The sequence below is a fragment of the Fulvimarina thalattae genome, assembly GCF_040239565.1.
Taxonomy (GTDB): domain Bacteria; phylum Pseudomonadota; class Alphaproteobacteria; order Rhizobiales; family Rhizobiaceae; genus Fulvimarina.
Window position 1 is genome coordinate 14,211 of record NZ_JBEHWS010000017.1, and the last position, 17,286, is coordinate 31,496.

Below are 17,286 nucleotides of genomic sequence, written 5' to 3' on the forward strand. Positions count from 1 at the left end.
GCATCAGGCGTGCGGAACGGGGTTCCGTTGCAAATTGAAACGAACGAAGGTCAGGTATTGGCGGTCAAGGTCGCCGACGCCTGATCGGCCTTTGCTTTAGAAACGGACGTCACGCGTGATCGGAAGCGACATATCAGGTCCGCGCGTTCTGATGCGCAGCATACGGGCGCTCATGGCAGAGTCGCTCGATCGCCAGACGCGACTCGACAGGATCGTCGAGCTCATCGCGAGCAATATGGTCGCCGAGGTCTGCTCGCTCTACGTCCTGCGCTCCGATTCCGTTCTCGAACTCTACGCCACCCAAGGCCTCAATCCCGGATCGGTCCATCTGGCACAGCTGCGCCTCGGCGAGGGTCTGGTTGGCACGATCGCGGCGACGGCCCGGCCACTCAACCTGAAGCAGGCCCAGCACCATCCTGCCTTCACCTATATTCCGGAGACCGGCGAGGAGGTCTACACGTCCTTCCTCGGCGTGCCGATCCTGAGGGCAGGGCGGACGCTCGGCGTCCTGACGGTGCAAAACAAGACCGAGCGCCTCTACAAGGAAGAAGAATCCGAGGCGCTCGAAACCGTGGCGATGGTCGTCGCGGAGATGATCGCGGGCGGTGGTCTGGAAGGGCTCTCGCGCCCTGGCGTCACGCTCGATCTTTCGAGGCCCGTCAGCTTCAACGGCGATGCGCTTTCAGACGGTATCGGCCTCGGCCATGTCGTGCTGCACGAACCGCGCGTCGTCGTCACCAATCTCTTCAACGAGCATGTCGAAGAAGAAGTCGAGCGGCTGAACGAAGCACTTTCGGAGCTTCGCTCGTCAATCGAAGACATGATCTCGCGGCGGGACATTCCGGGCGAGGGCGAACACAAGGCCGTTCTCGAAGCCTATCGCATGTTCGCCTACGACCGCGGCTGGGTTCGCCGGCTGGAGGAAGCAGTCCGCAACGGATTGACGGCGGAAGGCGCGGTCGAAAAAGTCCAGTCCGACATGCGTGCGCGGATGATGCATCTCTCCGACGCCTATATCCGGGAGCGGCTGCACGATTTCGACGATCTGGCGAACCGGTTGCTGCGCCAGCTGATCGGTCATTCAAGCTCGGCGCTCGAGGAGATCAACGATGCGATTCTCGTTGCGCGCAATATGGGCGCGGCGCAGCTTCTTGATTACCGCCGCAGTCACATCAAGGCTCTTGTGCTGGAGGAAGGCGCTGCGACAAGCCATGTGGTGATCGTCGCGCGGGCGCTCGGAATTCCGGTGGTTGGTCAGGCTGCTGGTATCGTTTCCATGGCCGAAAATGGCGATGTCGCGATCGTCGACGGGGAAGATGGCTGCGTCCACCTGCGCCCGATGCAGGACGTGATCGAGACCTACAACGACAAGATCGCATTCCGCACCAAGCGCAAGGAGCGCTATGCGGGGATGCGCGATCGGCCTGCGGTGACCCGCGACGGCGTGAAGATCGATCTTCAGATGAATGCGGGCCTCCTGGTCGACCTGCCGCATCTCGAAGAGACGGGAGCCGGGGGGATCGGGCTTTTCCGCACCGAGCTCCAGTTCATGATCGCCTCGACCATGCCGCGCACCGACGACCAGCAGCGGCTCTACAAGGCCGTGCTCGATACCGCGGCGGGCAAGCCCGTGACGTTCCGCACGCTTGATGTCGGCGGCGACAAGGTGCTGCCTTACCTCGCCAAGCTCTCCGAAGAGAACCCGGCGCTCGGCTATCGTGCGGTTCGGCTGTCTCTCGACAGGCCTGGACTTCTGCGCACGCAGCTTCGCGCGCTCCTGAAAGCCGCAGCGGGACGCGAATTGCGTTTCATGGTGCCGATGGTTTCCGATTGCTACGAAATCCATGCAGTGCGAAAGATCGTCGATCGCGAACTCGCCCATCTCGATCGCTTCGGCTATGCAAGACCGAGCAGCCTGAAATTCGGCGCGATGCTGGAAGTGCCGAGCCTCATTTTCCAGCTCGACCAGATCATGCCGCATCTGGACTTCATGTCCGTCGGCTCGAACGATCTCTTCCAGTTCTTCAATGCCGTTGACCGGGGCAATCCACGGGTCGCCAACCGATTTTCGGATCTCTCCCCGAGCTTCCTGCGAGCTCTGAAGACGATCATCGATGCCGGAAATCGCCATGGTGTGCCCGTCACCCTCTGCGGCGAGATGGCGGCGAGACCCGTCGCGGCGCTCGCCCTGCTCGCGATCGGTTTCCGGTCGATTTCCATGGCGCCACCCTCGATCGGGCCGGTGAAAGCGATGATTCTCGAACTCGATGTCGTCAAAGCGACGCAGCTTGTGGACGAACAGCTTGCGAGCCAGGAGCCGCCTGCCGATCTTCTGCCCATGCTGACGGAATTCGCGGTGGCGAACGGCGTGCCGTTGTAGCCGGTCGATTATCCATTCCTGGCGCCAAGGCCTTTTCCGGCGGCGAGCGACGCAGTAGGAACGCCCTCAAACAGTCAGGCTTCCCGAACCGACGATATTTCAGGCACCACGGAGTGCCGCGGCTGATGAAGCAGCCGAGACGGCCGGAAGTCCCACCGAAAGTCCATTCCCAATATGGCCAATCTACCGACAGCCGCACTCAACGAAATCCTCTCCCGCTTCGAACGCCTCGAAATGGATATGGCGAAGGGGCCGGAGCACGAAATCTATTCGAAGCTGGCTGCGGAATATGCCTCGCTGGAGGAGGTCGTTTTTGCGATACGAGAATTCCGGGCGCTTGAGACCGAACTCCAGGACGCAGAAACTCTCCTGAACGACCCTGAGGCCGATCGCGAGATGCGCGGCCTCGCCGAAGCGGAAATCGCGGACCTGAAGGAAAAGCGCGAATTCCTGCGCGGACGCATTCAGATCCTGCTCCTGCCGAAGGATGCCGCCGACGCGAAGGGCGCGATCCTGGAAATTCGAGCAGGGACAGGTGGCTCGGAGGCCGGGCTTTTCGCCGGTGATCTCTACCGGATGTATCAGCGCTACGCGGAACTGAACCGCTGGAAAGTAGAGCTGCTTTCCGCAAGCGAAGGCGAGATCGGTGGCTTCAAGGAAGTGATCGCCGCGATCAAGGGGAACGGCGTATTCTCAAGGCTCAAATTCGAGTCCGGTGTTCACCGCGTCCAGCGGGTGCCCGAGACGGAATCCGGCGGGCGTATCCATACCTCTGCTGCGACGGTGGCCGTTTTGCCGGAGGCCGAGGACATCGATGTCGATGTGCGCGCCGAAGATATCCGCATCGACACGATGCGATCGTCGGGTGCTGGTGGCCAGCACGTCAACACGACGGATTCTGCGGTCCGCATCACCCATCTGCCGACCGGCATCGTCGTGACGTCCTCGGAAAAGTCCCAGCACCAGAACCGTGCCCAGGCGATGCAAGTGCTGAAGGCTAAGCTCTACGACATGGAGCGCCAGAAATACGACGACGAGCGCTCCGCCGCACGCAAGAGCCAAGTTGGTTCGGGTGATCGTTCCGAACGCATCCGCACCTACAATTTCCCGCAGGGCCGAGTGACGGACCATCGCATCAATCTGACACTTTATAAGCTCGACAAGGTGATCGAAGGGGAAATGGAGGAACTCGTCGACGCGCTCGTCTCCGACCATCAGGCGAAACTCCTCGCTGCCGTCGGTGCCGATGAGTGATATGACCGCTACGCCGACGATCGGCGGGTTGCTCCGCCTGGCCGTTCGAGAGCTGAAAGACGCGCAGATTGCGGATGCCGAGCTGGATGCCCGTTTTCTGATGGCCGGCGCGCTCGATATCGAGACATCCGCTCTGCTCGCGCGGCGGGAACGGCCGATTGAACCAGAAGCCGAGGCGCGGTTTTCAGCTTTCGTCGCGCGGCGAAGGGCAGGGGAGCCGGTCCACCGTATTCTGGGTCGGCGCGGTTTCTTCGGCTACGAGTTCGAACTCTCTGCAGGCACGCTCGAACCGAGGCCGGATACGGAAATCGTTGTCGAAACGGGGATCGCTTTCCTGAAATCGGTAGCGGGCGATCGCCCGTTGCGTTTCCTCGATATCGGCACGGGGTCAGGCGTGATCGCCCTGTCGATCCTTGCGGAGCTTCCCGGCACCACAGCAGTTGCGACCGACATCAGTGAAGACGCGCTCGCGACCGCGCGCCGTAACGCGGAGCGTCTCGAGGTGAACGATCGGTTTAAAGCGGTTCGCACGGAATATGCCGCAGGAATCGCCGGCCCTCTTGATCTGGTGATCTCCAATCCTCCATATATTCCCACAAGGGACATCGCAGGCCTGTCGTCGGAAGTCCGGGATTACGATCCTATGGCGGCTCTGGATGGCGGGGAAGATGGATTGGAGGCTTATCGAGCGATCGCATCCGAAACGCGAAGCATTATTTGCAAAAGCGGATCGGTGATCGTCGAAATCGGTTTTGATCAACAAGACGCGGTTACCTGCATTTTCGAAAAGCAGGGTTTTACTTTGTCCGAATGGAAAAAGGACTATGGTGGCGTCGTTCGCGCCCTTCGCTTCACGTGATGGACAACGCGGCGACCGATTTCGGTGATTTTGCGTCATGCGGTTTGTCCTGTTGCTCGAAATCCTAGAAATTAGGGCTTGTAGGGCGCCGAATTCCCTATTACGGTCTGTTGGACAGCGAACATGATTGGCGAGGAATTTCCTCGGGTTTACCGAACACGCTTCGGAGCCGTGGAATGATTAGGCGCTAAGAAACCGCGTTCCTCGAATGCCGAATTACCGTTTGGACGATCGGCGTATCGAAACCATCAGATTGTCTTATTCTGCGGCGCAAAAGGTTGCGGCCGCACGCTCGGGCAAGGTGTGCCCTCCCACGTTAGAAGGACGATGACCGAACTGAAACCGGTCTTCGGGTAAGAATAGGAAAAGCATGAGGCCAGGACAGCAGAAGAACCGGATGCGCGGTCGCGGACGTAAAGGACCGAACCCGCTTTCCAGGAGCTACGAGTCGAACGGTCCCGACGTGAAGATCCGCGGCAACGCGCAACACATCGCAGACAAGTACGCTCAGCTCGCGCGTGACGCGTCGGCTTCCGGCGATCGGGTCATGGCTGAAAACTACCTGCAGCATGCCGAACATTATTATCGGATTATCGCGCAGGCGCAGCCACAGAACCAGAATCAGCGCGACGATCGCGATCAGCGCGACGATGACGACGACGATCAGTATTCCGGCAACGATCGTTTCGACCGCCGCGAGTTCGGCAACAATGATCGTCAGGATCGTTCGGAGCAAAATTCGAACAATGACGGCGACCGGCAGAACCGCAACGATCGGCAGGACCGGCAAGAGCGGGGCGAGCGTCGGGATCGCGATGGGAGTGATCGAAACGACCGCAACGATCGTAACGAGCGCCGCAATCGCGACAACCGCGACCGCAATGGACGCGACGATCGGCAGAAGCGCGATCGCTCATCTGAGAACGAGCCCGCCGGTACCGGCCCTCAGCCGGTGATCGCCGAGCACTCGGCACCCGCCGACGAACAGTTCCAGAAACCGCAGGAGAGTGACGGTTCGGAGAGGCGTGATCGCCAGGCTCGCGATCGCAATACGAAGCGCGAATCCGATGAAACGGAAAACGCCCAGGACGCCGTGGCGCGCGAGAGCGAAGATCAAACCGAAAAGCCGCGCAAACGCGGACGCCCGCGGAAGGTGAAGGCAGAAGACGCAGAGACGTCCGAGGCCACAGGCCAGAGCGACGATGCCGAGAGCAAGCCGAAGCGCCGGCCGGGTCGGCCACGGAAAGTGAAATCCGCCGAGGACGATTCGCAGACGGCGAAGTCATCCGACGAGCAGAATGAACTTCCAGACTTCCTGCTGGCTTCGAACGGGTGATCATTCGAAGCTGACGATCCAAATCTTCTTGCAAATATTAAAAGCTCAGCCGGATATCCACAGCTAAAGCGCAACAATGCACTTTAGAAGGGTATTCGGTTGCGTTCCCGAAAAGTAAGCTATTTCAGCGGTCGGTTTCAATTCTTGACTTCCTCGAAGCTGCGGGTAGTTGATTGGTCGTGCGAGAGGGGTCGGCGCCTGCTGAGTCCTCCTGACCGAACTGACGATCTCGGTGCTTAGGAGGGTCGAATGACATACCGCATCATTCTGGGAATTATCCTTGGTGGCATTTTGGGCTGCATCGCGACAGGTGCTGCCGTCGCTGTCATCGCCGGAGGCGACTTTTCTGCTTTCGTCACCAATCTCGGGAAGTATGGGGTCTCGATCGCGATCGCCGTGGTGCTCCCGGCATTCTTCGTGAGCATGTCGATTGGTTGGGCGATTGTCGTTGGCATCGTCTGGTGTGATGTGGTCGCTGCCGTTCTGACGAAATTCGTCTTCGGCGGCGCGGATGCACCCTGGAGCATGCTTCTCGGCTTCAATCTCGTCTATGCTGTTGTCGCCGTTCTTGTGTTTGCGGTACTGGCAGCCGATCCCCTGCAGGCAAAGCGCCAGGTGCGGGGCTGACAAACCCTTCTTACTGCGAAGAAACGTGGGCTCCGAGATGATCGGGGCCCTTTCTTTTTGTGCGCCCCACAGGGCGTGACAGTCTTTTTTGGACGCAGCGCAATATCCATATTCGTCGTGGGCGGCTTGCCTGATGGTCAGGGGGCCGTGCTCCGAAACATGTTCGAACGATGCCGAATGCGGGTCGTATCGATAGTGGGAGACGACGATGAATATCGAAAAATACACCGAACGGGTTCGCGGCTTCATCCAGGCCGCACAGACGATGGCCGTGTCCCGCGACCATCAGCAATTCACACCGGAACACCTTCTGAAGGTTCTCGTCGACGACGAGGAAGGAATGGCGGCCGGTCTTATCGAAAAGGCCGGAGGCCGTCCAAAGGACGTGCGCCTTGCTGTCGATGCTGCGCTGGACGCCATGCCGAAGGTTACAGGCAACGGCCAGATGTATCTTGCCCAGCCACTCGCCAAGGTCTTCGCGACGGCCGAAGAAATTGCCAAGAAGGCCGGCGACAGCTTCGTCTCGGTCGAAAGGCTGCTTCTCGCGATGACCGTCGAGAAGTCCGCGAAAACGGCCGATATCCTGAAGAAGGCCGGAGTCACCGCGAACGGCCTCAACGACGCGATCAACGATCTGCGCAAGGGCCGGACCGCCGACACGGCGTCAGCCGAAAGCGGTTACGACGCCCTCAAGAAATACGCTCGCGACCTGACCGCCGTTGCGCGTGAAGGCAAGCTCGATCCGGTGATCGGCCGTGACGACGAAATCCGCCGCACGGTGCAGGTTCTGTCGCGGCGCACGAAGAACAACCCGGTGCTCATTGGTGAGCCGGGCGTCGGCAAGACCGCGATCGCCGAGGGTCTCGCCCTGCGCATCGTCAATGGCGACGTGCCGGAATCCCTGCGCGACAAGCAGCTGATGGCGCTCGACATGGGTGCGCTGATTGCCGGCGCGAAATATCGCGGCGAATTCGAGGAGCGGCTGAAGGCTGTCCTTTCCGAAATCGCGTCGGCGGCCGGTGGCGTGATCCTCTTCATCGACGAGATGCACACGCTCGTCGGGGCGGGCAAGGCGGACGGCGCGATGGATGCGTCGAACCTCCTGAAGCCAGCTCTCGCACGCGGTGAACTCCACTGCGTCGGTGCGACGACGCTCGACGAATATCGCAAGCATGTGGAGAAGGACGCCGCTCTCGCACGCAGATTCCAGCCGGTCTTTGTGTCGGAGCCGACGGTGGAAGACACGATTTCGATTCTGCGCGGTCTGAAGGAGAAGTACGAGCAGCACCATCAGGTGCGCATCTCGGACTCCGCCCTCGTCGCGGCGGCGCAGCTCTCGAATCGCTACATCACCGACCGCTTCCTGCCGGACAAGGCGATCGATCTGGTGGACGAAGGCGCGGCGCGCCTGCGCATGCAGGTCGATTCCAAGCCCGAGGCCCTCGACGAAATCGACCGGCGCGTCATGCAGCTGAAGATCGAGCGCGAGGCGCTGCGCAAGGAGACCGACGATGCCTCGAAGGATCGGCTGGAGCGTCTTGATGGCGAACTCGCCAATCTGGAGGAAGAGTCCGATCGACTGACCCAGAGCTGGCAGGCCGAGAAGTCGAAGCTCGGCAAGGCGGCCGATCTCAAGCGGCAGCTCGACGAAGCGCGCAATGCCCTCGCCATCGCCCAGCGAAACGGTGAATTCCAGCGCGCCGGCGAGCTCGCCTACGGCGAGATCCCTAAGCTCGAAGCCGAGCTGAAGGAGGCCGAGAGCGCCGATCAGTCGGCAAGCGGCTCCATGGTCGAGGAAACGGTGACACCCGATCACGTGGCACAGGTCGTCTCCCGCTGGACCGGCATTCCCGTCGACCGGATGCTGGAAGGCGAACGCGACAAGCTGCTGCGCATGGAAGATGCGCTGGCGAAACGCGTCGTCGGGCAGGGCGAGGCGGTTCAGGCCGTCAGCCGAGCGGTGCGCCGGGCGAGGGCGGGCCTTCAGGACCCGAACCGACCGATCGGCTCCTTCATCTTCCTCGGCCCCACGGGCGTCGGCAAGACGGAGCTGACCAAGGCGCTGGCCCGCTTCCTCTTCGACGACGAGGCCGCGATGGTGCGCCTCGACATGTCGGAGTTCATGGAGAAGCACTCGGTCGCTCGGCTGATCGGAGCGCCTCCCGGCTATGTCGGCTATGAGGAAGGCGGAGCGCTGACCGAAGCGGTGCGGCGGAGGCCCTATCAGGTGATCCTGTTCGACGAGATCGAAAAGGCCCATCCGGATGTCTTCAACGTCCTCCTCCAGGTGCTGGACGACGGACGTCTGACGGACGGGCAGGGCCGGACGGTCGACTTCCGCAACACGATGATCATCATGACGTCCAACCTTGGTGCCGAATTCCTGACGGCTCTTGGCGAAAACGAGGATGCGGAGGCAGCGCGCGAGCGGGTGATGGAGGTGGTTCAGGCGACCTTCCGTCCCGAATTCCTCAACCGCGTCGACGAGACGATCCTCTTCCACCGTCTCCACCGTTCGGAGATGGGCGCGATCGTCGACATTCAGATGGAGCGTCTTGAAAAGCTTCTGGCCGAGCGCAAGATCCGGATCGAGCTTGACGCCGAAGGCCGCGAATGGCTCGCCAGAAAGGGCTACGATCCCGCCTATGGCGCGCGTCCCCTGAAGCGCGTCATTCAGCGCGAGGTCCAGGACCCGCTTGCCGAGGAAATCCTGCTTGGCAAGGTGAAGGACGAGGACACGGTGAAGATCACCGCCGGTTCCGAGCGGCTGATCTTCCATGTGGTCGGCTCCAAGCGTGATGCCGAAGGTGACCGCGTCGCGGCGTGAGGCTTTCGTCCTCATGGCAGATACTGATCGCGGGCCGCTTTCGAGCGGCCCGTTTCATATTCGGCTCGTCCAACGCTTTACCGGCGGTCCGAACCACGCCAGATGGCGCGGTCTGAGGATCGAAAGCACCAGAGGATCACGATGCGTAAGACAGAGTTCATCCGAGGGGAAAGTGTACCCGTTATCGGCCAAGGCACCTGGCATATGGGCGACAATCCGGAGCAGCGGGAAAGTGAAATCGCAGCGCTTCGAACCGGTATCGATCTCGGCATGACGGTGATCGACACAGCAGAGATGTACGGGTCGGGTCGGTCGGAGCAGCTTGTCGGTGAAGCGATCGCCCCGGTCCGCGACGATGTCTTTCTCGTCTCGAAAGTCCTGCCGAGCAATGCCTCGCGTTCCGGAACGATCGCGGCCTGCGAGGCTTCGCTGAAACGTCTCGGGACCGATCACATCGACCTCTATCTTCTCCATTGGCGTGGATCGGTTCCGTTTGGTGAAACGATCGAGGCCTTCGAGGCGCTTCGCGAACAGGGAAAGATACGGCACTGGGGCGTATCGAATCTCGACCGTGACGACATGGACGAACTGCTTGCGCTCGGACCCAACGCAAAGCCCGTCGTCAATCAGCTCTACTACAGCGTCGCGGAGCGCGGGATCGAATTCGGGTTCAGGGACTGGCTGCGATCCCAGGAAATAGGCGTGATGGCCTATACGCCGTTCGGCGTCGAAGGCGCGGCGAAGCTGAAGTCGCATCTTGGCCCGATTGCCGAGCGGCACGGTGCGACACCGGCTCAGATTGCTCTTGCCTATCTGATCCGGCAGGACGGCGTGCTTCCGATCCCGAAGGCGTCTTCGGAGACGCATGTTCGCGAAAATGCTGCGGCTGCCGAGATCGACCTCACTGCGGAGGACCTTTCCGAAATCGACGCAGCCCTGCCACCGCCGACGAGAGCCCGGCCGCTCGCGATCATCTGATCGCCTTCGCGAAACCAGACCCGGGCCTTGACGCTGCGGCTTGCAGCCACTATTCACCCAACCAGCCGTTCGGACAGGCGTCCGAGCGGCTTTTCAACGTGTCCCGCGGACTTTTCGACGAGCAGCGCCTCGCCGGGTCCTGTCGGCCCCCCGAAAGGCGGGCAGAGGAGGGCGCGTTTCCTTGAAAGCCCGGCGCATCGAGCGTCCGAGCATGTTTGTTTGTCGAAGGAAATGCGATGACAAAGCGTACATCCGCTAAGTACAAGATCGATCGCCGCATGGGCGAAAACATCTGGGGACGTCCGAAGTCCCCGGTGAATCGCCGCCAGTACGGCCCGGGCCAGCACGGCCAGCGCCGCAAGGGCAAGATGAGCGATTTCGGCGTGCAGCTGCGCGCCAAGCAGAAGCTGAAGGGCTACTACGGCGACATCCGTGAGAAGCAGTTCCGCAAGGTCTATGAGGAAGCCGCCCGTCGCAAGGGCGACACCTCCGAGAACCTGATCGGCCTCCTCGAAAGCCGCCTCGACGCAATCGTCTACCGCGCGAAGTTCGTGCCGACGGTCTTCGCAGCGCGCCAGTTCGTCAACCACGGCCATGTCAACGTCAACGGCGTTCGCACCAACGTACAGTCTTACCGCTGCAAGCCGGGCGACGTGATCGAGGTTCGCGAGAAGTCCAAGCAGATGACCCTGGTTATGGAGTCCGTCGGCCTCGCCGAGCGCGACGTGCCGGACTACATAGAGGTCGACCACAACAAGATGGTCGCGACCTACCAGCGCGTTCCGGCTCTGCACGACGTGCCGTACCCGGTTCAGATGGAACCGAACCTCGTCGTCGAGTTCTATTCGCGCTGATCGATTTCGATCTTCACCGAGATTTTGGAAGGCCGTCCGAATGGGCGGCCTTTTTTCATATCAGGAGCATAAAGAGCGGTCCCCTTCTTCAAGCTCCGGTGTTTGGTGTCGCAGGCAAGTTGCGCTGCCTCGAATGGCAGCCGGGAATTCGCGGTTTCATCGCTATCGCTGATCCGATAGATAAACTGGCATCAGGTGAAGAGGGCAGTGTGCATGCGGGACGACGCAAATATCGAGGAAGTGGGCGGACCGCTGGAGGCAGATGCGTCCGTCGACGCCACCTTCCATCCTCTCTTCGCCAGCGCGCCGTCTTCCACCTCGTTCAAGAAACTGCGCAAGCGGCTGATCCGGGAAGTTCGCGAGACCATCTCCGCGAATGCCATGGCGCGGCCGGGTGCGCGCTGGCTGGTCGCCATTTCCGGCGGCAAGGATTCGTATGGTCTACTGGCGCTGCTGCTCGACCTCAAATGGCGAGGGCTTCTGCCAGTCGATCTTCTTGCCTGCAATCTGGACCAGGGCCAGCCGAACTTTCCCAAGCACGTGCTGCCGGACTGGCTGACGAAGCACGACATCGCGCACCGCATAGAATATCGCGATACCTATTCGGTGGTCACCGAAAAACTGCCCGACAACGCGACCTACTGTTCGCTCTGCTCACGGCTGAGACGCGGTCATCTTTATCGCGTAGCTCGGGAGGAGGGGTGCGAGGCCCTCGTCCTCGGCCACCATCGGGACGACTGCCTGGAGACGTTCTTCCTCAATCTTTTCCATGGCGGCAAGCTCTCGGCGATGCCGGCCAAGCTCTTGAACGATGAGGGCGATCTCCTCGTGCTTCGCCCTCTGATCAATTCCGCAGAGGAGGATCTGACGCGTTTCGCCGAAGCGATGGCGTTCCCAATCATCCCGTGTGATCTATGTGGCAGCCAGGATGGTCTGCAGCGGAACGTGACGAAGGCGATGCTGAACGATCTGGAAACGCGGTTTCCGGGACGCAAGGCGGTGATGATGCGGGCTCTCGCCAATGCGAGACCCAGTCATCTTCTCGATCCCTCTCTCTTCGACTTCGCCGGGCTCGGACCATCGACGAGAGCGTGCGACAGGGAGTGATGCGACGTGGCTGATAATCCGATCGATCTTGATAGCCTGACCGATATTCTGAAGCGAGCCGGTGCGGAAAAGGTCATGCCGTATTTCCGCAATCTCGGCGACGACAATATCCGCGAGAAAAGTTCGGCGATCGATCTGGTGACGGATGCCGATGTCGAGACCGAGGACTTCATCCGCCAGGAGATCGAGAACCTTTCGTCCAAGGCGCTGTTCGTGGGCGAAGAATCGGTCGCGAAGGACGCCAGCACGCTGGACAAGATCGCCGATGCGGACGTCGCCGTCATCGTCGATCCGATCGATGGGACGGCGAACTTCGCGGCCGGACTGCCGCTCTTTGCCATCATGGCGGCCGTTACGATGAAGGGCGAGGTCGTCTGTTCGGCGATCCACGATCCGGTCAATGGCGACACGATCCGTGCCGAAAAGGGTGCGGGCGCTTCCTGGCTTTTCAAAAGCGGCGAGGAGCGCAAGGCGAAGGTGGCATGGCCTGTCGCACTCGACGAAGCGATCGGGATCGTTTCTGCGACCTATTTCGAGCCCAGGGATCGCACGCGGCTCTTCCACAGCCTCGATCAGGTGAAGGTGGTCGCGAACTATCGCAATGCCGGGCACGAGTACCGGATGCTTGCGACCGGCGGCTCCCATTTCAACCTTTATTCGAAGATCATGCCCTGGGATCATGCGCCGGGCACGCTGATCGTCTCGGAAGCCGGCGGCCATGTCGCGTTCTCCGATGGCGAACCCTACAAGGCATCTCGCAGAGACGGAATTCTCGTCAGCGCGTGCAGCGAACAGACCTTCAAGTCTGTTACCTCGAAGCTCCTTGGCATCGAACGACCCGCAGCCTGATTGTAACCGCTTCGGGGCAGGGCGCTCGGCAAACGTTGGCCGGAGCCCATGCATTCGAGAAAGCGACGCTGCCGAGCCGATCGGGTTACTGCGAAGGCTTAGATGCGTATGACTTTCCATGCTGGTTTGCGAGCGGGACGGAAGTGGCACGCCGAAGCCGATCACCCTCGATGGCTATCGTTCGCTTGTCGCGCTGATGGACGACGTTGCCCGCCGAGAGCCGCCGGCAAAGCCCCGCCAACCCGCAATTCCGCCGCGCGAAACGGCCAAAGGGATCGCCTTCGTGGAGTTCGCCTCGCGCGGGAAGGAAGCCGAAGAGCTGGGCAAGCTCTTCCAGGCGCTTGGGTTTGCCAAGGTTGCGCGCCATCGCAACAAGGCGGTCGATCTGTACCGCCAGGGCGATATCCGCTTTATCGTGAATCAGGAGACGGAAGGCCATGCGGGCCGGACCTGGACCGTTCGCGGCATATCCGTCTGCGATATCGGGCTCAATGTGGGCTCGGCCTCCGAGACCAGCCGACGCGCCGCCGCACTCGGCGACGAACCTTTCGAGCAGCCGATCGGCGATGGAGAAATAGCGATCCCGGCCATTCGCGGCCTGTCCGGCTCCGTTCTCCACTTCATCGATCCCTCGACAGAAGACGTCTGGGATCGGGAATTTGTCAGTCTCGACGAACGTGCAGAGGGCGCCGGCCTGACAAGCGTCGATCACCTCGCGCAGACCATGTCCTATGGAGACATGCTGAGCTGGACGCTGTTCTACACGACGCTGTTCGAGATGCGGAAATCGCCGATGGTCGATGTCATCGATCCCGATGGCGTGGTGCGCTCGCAGGTGGTCGAGAGCCCCGACCACAAACTGCGCGTTACGCTGAATGGCGCCGAAACCCACCGCACGCTGGCGGGCAGCTTTCTCGCAGAAACCTTCGGCTCACAGGTGCAGCACATTGCGCTTGCGACGGACGATATCTTCGCGACCGCCGAGCACCTTGCGAAGCTCGGTTTCGAGGTCCTTCCCATTCCGGGCAACTACTACCGCGACCTCGCCGCCCGCTTTTCGCTTTTCGCTTTCGCCCGAGCTACTGGCTCGGATGGAGGCGGCAAACATCCTCCATGATTCTGAAGCCAGCGCTGAATTCTTCCAGTTCTACTCGAAGAGCTTCGCCGGCGGCATGTTTATCGAGATTGTCCAACGCAGCCCGGGTTACATAGGATTCGGCGCGTCGAACGCGCCGTTCCGTATCGCCGCCCAAAAGCGTTTTACGCGGCCGAAGGGGATGCCGAAGGCCTGATCAGGCGGCCTTCAAGCCAAGGATTTTCCGCGCTTCGGCAGGCGCTGCGATCGTGCGGCCATGTTTCTGCGCAATATCAGCGGCGCGTTTCACCAGCGCAGCATTGGAAGGGGCGAGAGTCTCGCGGTCGAGCCGGATATTGTCTTCGAGACCCGTGCGCAGATGGCCTCCGGCGGCCGCCGCCCAGTCGTTGATCTCGATCTGATGCCGGCCAATACCAGCAGCACACCAGGGGGCGTCGGACCCGAAGAGATGGTGCACGGTGTCCACGTAGAAGTCGAAGACCCGCTTCACGACCGGCATCGCGTTTTTCACGCCCATGACGAACTGGACATAGGGCGTGCCGAGAAGCTCACCGCGCTCCTGCATCGCTTTCGCCTGATAGATGTGGGAGAGGTCGAAAGCCTCGATCTCCGGCTTCACGCCATAGGTCCGCATTTCGCTCGCGAGCCATTCCACGAGATCGGGCGGATTCTCGTAGACGCGGGTCGGGAAATTGTTCGAGCCGACCGAGAGCGAGGCCATGTCGGGCGCGAGAGGCAGCATACCGCCGCGTGCCTGGCCCGCGCCTGAGCGCCCGCCAGTCGACAGCTGGACGATCATGCCGGGGCAGTGCGTCTCGATCCCTTCCTTGAGCCGTCCGAAGCGTTCGGGGTCGGAGGTCGGCTTTCCTTCGTCGTCGCGCACATGACAATGGGCGATCGTGGCGCCAGCCTCGAAGGCTTCCTGCGTCGATTCCACCTGTTCCGCCACCGTGATCGGTACGGCCGGGTTATCGTCCTTGGTGGGGAGCGAGCCGGTGATCGCTACGCAGATGATGCAGGGGTTCGAGGAAGGTGCTTCAGACATGAATAGGAATCCGTAATGCGTTTGATTTTAAGATGGATGCCGAAGCAATAACGTCCATCATATGAGGATCGGCGCCAACGCCGAAGAGAATGGCGACCGAAGCGATGAGGGTCGTGAGTGGCTTACGCCTTTGCTTCCTCCCTGGATTGATGCGTCATGGGTTGTCGAAGGCATCGAATGTCGCCTTCATTCCGTCCGGGCAGGCTTGCCGCCCGGTAAAGAGTTCGAAGGCCCGGACAGCCTGAAAGACAGCCATCCCGGCACCGGAATGAGCGCGGCAGCCCTTGGCGCGCGCCGCGGCCATGAGTTCGGTCTCGAGTGGGAAATAGACGATGTCCGCGACCCACTGATCCGGCGACAGGAGTTTGGGATCGATCGCGGTGCCGGGATGCTTTGCCATGCCCATCGGCGTGGCGTTGACGACGCCGTCGGGCCGATCGTTCGTGAAAAGCGCCTCTGCATCTTCCACGACCGAGACACGGCAATTCGGCCGATTGGACTCAACCTGCGAGGCGATCGTCTCGGCGCGTATCAGATCCCGGTCATGGATCGACAGGCGCTTCACGCCGCAATCCGCGAGCGCGTGGGCAACGGCAACGCCGGCGCCGCCCGCGCCCAGAAGAAGCACGTGGCCCACATTCGCGTCCGGGAGACCACGGCGAAAACTCTCTGAAAAACCCCAGAGATCGGTGTTGTGCCCGCGACGGCGTCCATCCGCGAAGACGACGGTGTTGACGGCGCCAACGGCTCTCGCATTGTCGGACAATTCGTCGAGATGCTCGGTGACTGCGATCTTGAACGGATAGGTGATGTTGAGGCCCTGAAACCCCGAAACCTCAGCGCTGTCGAGGATGCGGGCCAGCGAGACGTCTGCGCGCTGCGGTTCGTCCATGTCGAGGATGCGGTAGACCCCTGCGAGCCCTTGCCGCTGGGCCTCCGCCATATGCATGGCGGGCGTCCGCGACAGGGAAATCCCGCGGCCGATGAGGCCGGCGAGCATAGTTTCATCCTGCGTAATGGGTCTGCTGACGGTCATCCGCTCCTCCACGGCGTCGTTTCTTCAAGGCACAATGGACCAAGCGGTTAGCTCTATCAAACTGATTGAACCGGCCGGTTAAATATGGCCGAAAACGTCGGGAGGCTGTTGGATGAAGGGGAAGAGAGCAGCGGAGCGGTCGGGTTCCCGCTCGTGGAAGCAGGATCCGGAGGCCGTCCGAACGGATATACTGAAAGCGGCGCGATCGGAATTTGCCGAACACGGGCTTGCCGGCGCGCGCGTGCAGCAGATCGCGGAGCGCACAAAAACCTCCAAGCGGATGATCTTTTATTATTTCGGAGACAAGCAAGGGCTCTACCGCGCTGTTCTGGAAGACGCCTATGCGAACGTGCGCCAGCAGGAAGAGGACCTCGATCTGGATGGTCTACCGCCGGAGGATGCCCTCATCCGACTGGTCGAGTTCACCTTCGACCATCACCGAGCCAGTCCCGAATTCATCCGCTTGGTGGCGATAGAGAACATCCACCGCGCCCGCCACATGGCTTCGATCGACTCGCTCGCCGATACCAATCGGCGCGTGATCGAAAAACTCGAACGGATTCGGGCGGCAGGCGTGGCGAAGGGCCTGTTCCGGTCAGATATCTCAGCGCTTCAGCTTCACTGGCAGATCAGCGCGTTGTGCTTTTTCAACGTCTCGAACCGCACGACCTTCGAGAGAAACTTCGGAGCGAGCCTGTTTGCACCGAACGCACAGGACGAGCTCAAACGGTAAGTTGTCCGATCCACACTCGCGCTCGTGAAGGTGTGATAACGAGCCTCATCTCTGCGAGAGATCCACGATTATCGACTTGGATTGCAAAGTCACAAGAGAGGCCGCGTAGCTTCGCGCCTCGTTCTCACCGCAAATGCCTGACTTTCTGGAAAACTGGTGGGTGATGTAGGGTTCGAACCTACGACCCGCTGATTAAGAGTCAGCTGCTCTACCAACTGAGCTAATCACCCACGCCGAAACCGCTCTCGCGTTTCGTGCCCCGCATATAAAGAGGGCTTTTCGGGCTGTCCACCCGCTTTTCGCGT

General features: G+C 61.0%; 15 protein-coding genes and 1 tRNA gene. 13 read left to right on the forward strand and 3 right to left on the reverse strand.

The window, feature by feature from the left end:
- Window positions 1-172: 172 nt before the first annotated feature.
- From ptsP to ABRA89_RS17425, 12 genes are all read left to right on the forward strand, one after another.
- Window positions 173-2,380, forward strand: a complete 2,208-nt coding sequence (gene ptsP / locus ABRA89_RS17370) for a phosphoenolpyruvate--protein phosphotransferase (protein ID WP_349942759.1) — start codon at window positions 173-175, stop codon at window positions 2,378-2,380.
- Between the two features lie 174 nt (window positions 2,381-2,554).
- A complete protein-coding gene (gene prfA / locus ABRA89_RS17375; RefSeq protein ID WP_349942760.1) occupies window positions 2,555-3,634 on the forward strand; it encodes a peptide chain release factor 1 in 1,080 nt (359 codons plus the stop codon).
- Between the two features lies 1 nt (window position 3,635).
- Window positions 3,636-4,493, forward strand: a complete 858-nt coding sequence (prmC, locus tag ABRA89_RS17380; protein ID WP_349942761.1) for a peptide chain release factor N(5)-glutamine methyltransferase — start codon at window positions 3,636-3,638, stop codon at window positions 4,491-4,493.
- 370 nt (window positions 4,494-4,863) lie between these two features.
- Window positions 4,864-5,829, forward strand: a complete 966-nt coding sequence (locus ABRA89_RS17385; protein ID WP_349942762.1) for a DUF4167 domain-containing protein — start codon at window positions 4,864-4,866, stop codon at window positions 5,827-5,829.
- Between the two features lie 249 nt (window positions 5,830-6,078).
- On the forward strand, window positions 6,079-6,456 hold the full coding sequence (locus ABRA89_RS17390) for a hypothetical protein (RefSeq protein WP_349942763.1): 378 nt from the start codon (window positions 6,079-6,081) through the stop codon (window positions 6,454-6,456).
- 208 nt (window positions 6,457-6,664) lie between these two features.
- The gene (gene clpB, locus ABRA89_RS17395; RefSeq protein ID WP_349942764.1) at window positions 6,665-9,283 is read left to right on the forward strand and encodes an ATP-dependent chaperone ClpB; all 2,619 of its coding nucleotides are present in this window, start codon (window positions 6,665-6,667) and stop codon (window positions 9,281-9,283) included.
- Between the two features lie 141 nt (window positions 9,284-9,424).
- Window positions 9,425-10,261: an aldo/keto reductase gene (locus ABRA89_RS17400; RefSeq protein WP_349942765.1), complete on the forward strand. Its 837-nt coding sequence runs from the start codon at window positions 9,425-9,427 to the stop codon at window positions 10,259-10,261.
- A gap of 236 nt (window positions 10,262-10,497) precedes the next feature.
- A complete protein-coding gene (rpsD, locus tag ABRA89_RS17405; protein WP_349942766.1) occupies window positions 10,498-11,115 on the forward strand; it encodes a 30S ribosomal protein S4 in 618 nt (205 codons plus the stop codon).
- A gap of 213 nt (window positions 11,116-11,328) precedes the next feature.
- Window positions 11,329-12,222 (forward strand): tRNA 2-thiocytidine(32) synthetase TtcA, encoded by an 894-nt coding sequence (gene ttcA, locus ABRA89_RS17410; protein WP_349942767.1) that lies wholly within the window; start codon window positions 11,329-11,331, stop codon window positions 12,220-12,222.
- 6 nt (window positions 12,223-12,228) lie between these two features.
- Window positions 12,229-13,071, forward strand: a complete 843-nt coding sequence (locus ABRA89_RS17415; protein ID WP_349942768.1) for an inositol monophosphatase family protein — start codon at window positions 12,229-12,231, stop codon at window positions 13,069-13,071.
- Between the two features lie 118 nt (window positions 13,072-13,189).
- On the forward strand, window positions 13,190-14,188 hold the full coding sequence (locus tag ABRA89_RS17420; RefSeq protein WP_349942769.1) for a 4-hydroxyphenylpyruvate dioxygenase family protein: 999 nt from the start codon (window positions 13,190-13,192) through the stop codon (window positions 14,186-14,188).
- A complete protein-coding gene (locus ABRA89_RS17425; RefSeq protein ID WP_349942770.1) occupies window positions 14,163-14,363 on the forward strand; it encodes a hypothetical protein in 201 nt (66 codons plus the stop codon). Before ABRA89_RS17420 ends, ABRA89_RS17425 begins: the two co-directional genes overlap by 26 nt.
- Here the strand turns inward: ABRA89_RS17425 and ABRA89_RS17430 are convergent, their stop codons facing one another.
- Window positions 14,364-15,212, reverse strand: a complete 849-nt coding sequence (locus ABRA89_RS17430) for a 3-oxoadipate:acetyl-CoA acetyltransferase (RefSeq protein ID WP_349942772.1) — start codon at window positions 15,210-15,212, stop codon at window positions 14,364-14,366.
- A 154-nt stretch (window positions 15,213-15,366) separates the two neighbouring features.
- Complete coding sequence (locus ABRA89_RS17435) at window positions 15,367-16,248, reverse strand: shikimate dehydrogenase (RefSeq protein ID WP_349942773.1); 882 nt, start codon at window positions 16,246-16,248, stop codon at window positions 15,367-15,369.
- A 112-nt stretch (window positions 16,249-16,360) separates the two neighbouring features.
- On the opposite strand from ABRA89_RS17435, the gene ABRA89_RS17440 reads away from it, so the two are divergent.
- Window positions 16,361-16,981: a TetR/AcrR family transcriptional regulator gene (locus tag ABRA89_RS17440; protein ID WP_349942775.1), complete on the forward strand. Its 621-nt coding sequence runs from the start codon at window positions 16,361-16,363 to the stop codon at window positions 16,979-16,981.
- 154 nt (window positions 16,982-17,135) lie between these two features.
- Here ABRA89_RS17440 and ABRA89_RS17445 read toward each other — a convergent pair.
- Window positions 17,136-17,211: transfer RNA gene (locus ABRA89_RS17445), tRNA-Lys, on the reverse strand.
- Window positions 17,212-17,286: the final 75 nt, after the last annotated feature.

Excerpts from the sequence above, each read along its gene's own strand:
- ABRA89_RS17390 (WP_349942763.1), top strand. The coding sequence starts at position 6,079 with ATGACATACCGCATCATTCTGGGAATTATCCTTGGTGGCATTTTGGGC.
- clpB (WP_349942764.1), top strand. The coding sequence starts at position 6,665 with ATGAATATCGAAAAATACACCGAACGGGTTCGCGGCTTCATCCAGGCC.
- ABRA89_RS17420 (WP_349942769.1), top strand. The coding sequence starts at position 13,190 with ATGCTGGTTTGCGAGCGGGACGGAAGTGGCACGCCGAAGCCGATCACC.
- prfA (WP_349942760.1), top strand. The coding sequence starts at position 2,555 with ATGGCCAATCTACCGACAGCCGCACTCAACGAAATCCTCTCCCGCTTC.
- rpsD (WP_349942766.1), top strand. The coding sequence starts at position 10,498 with ATGACAAAGCGTACATCCGCTAAGTACAAGATCGATCGCCGCATGGGC.
- ABRA89_RS17435 (WP_349942773.1), bottom strand. The coding sequence starts at position 16,248 with ATGACCGTCAGCAGACCCATTACGCAGGATGAAACTATGCTCGCCGGC.
- prmC (WP_349942761.1), top strand. The coding sequence starts at position 3,636 with ATGACCGCTACGCCGACGATCGGCGGGTTGCTCCGCCTGGCCGTTCGA.
- ABRA89_RS17385 (WP_349942762.1), top strand. The coding sequence starts at position 4,864 with ATGAGGCCAGGACAGCAGAAGAACCGGATGCGCGGTCGCGGACGTAAA.
- ttcA (WP_349942767.1), top strand. The coding sequence starts at position 11,329 with ATGCGGGACGACGCAAATATCGAGGAAGTGGGCGGACCGCTGGAGGCA.
- ABRA89_RS17400 (WP_349942765.1), top strand. The coding sequence starts at position 9,425 with ATGCGTAAGACAGAGTTCATCCGAGGGGAAAGTGTACCCGTTATCGGC.
- ABRA89_RS17440 (WP_349942775.1), top strand. The coding sequence starts at position 16,361 with ATGAAGGGGAAGAGAGCAGCGGAGCGGTCGGGTTCCCGCTCGTGGAAG.
- ptsP (WP_349942759.1), top strand. The coding sequence starts at position 173 with ATGGCAGAGTCGCTCGATCGCCAGACGCGACTCGACAGGATCGTCGAG.
- ABRA89_RS17425 (WP_349942770.1), top strand. The coding sequence starts at position 14,163 with ATGGAGGCGGCAAACATCCTCCATGATTCTGAAGCCAGCGCTGAATTC.
- ABRA89_RS17430 (WP_349942772.1), bottom strand. The coding sequence starts at position 15,212 with ATGTCTGAAGCACCTTCCTCGAACCCCTGCATCATCTGCGTAGCGATC.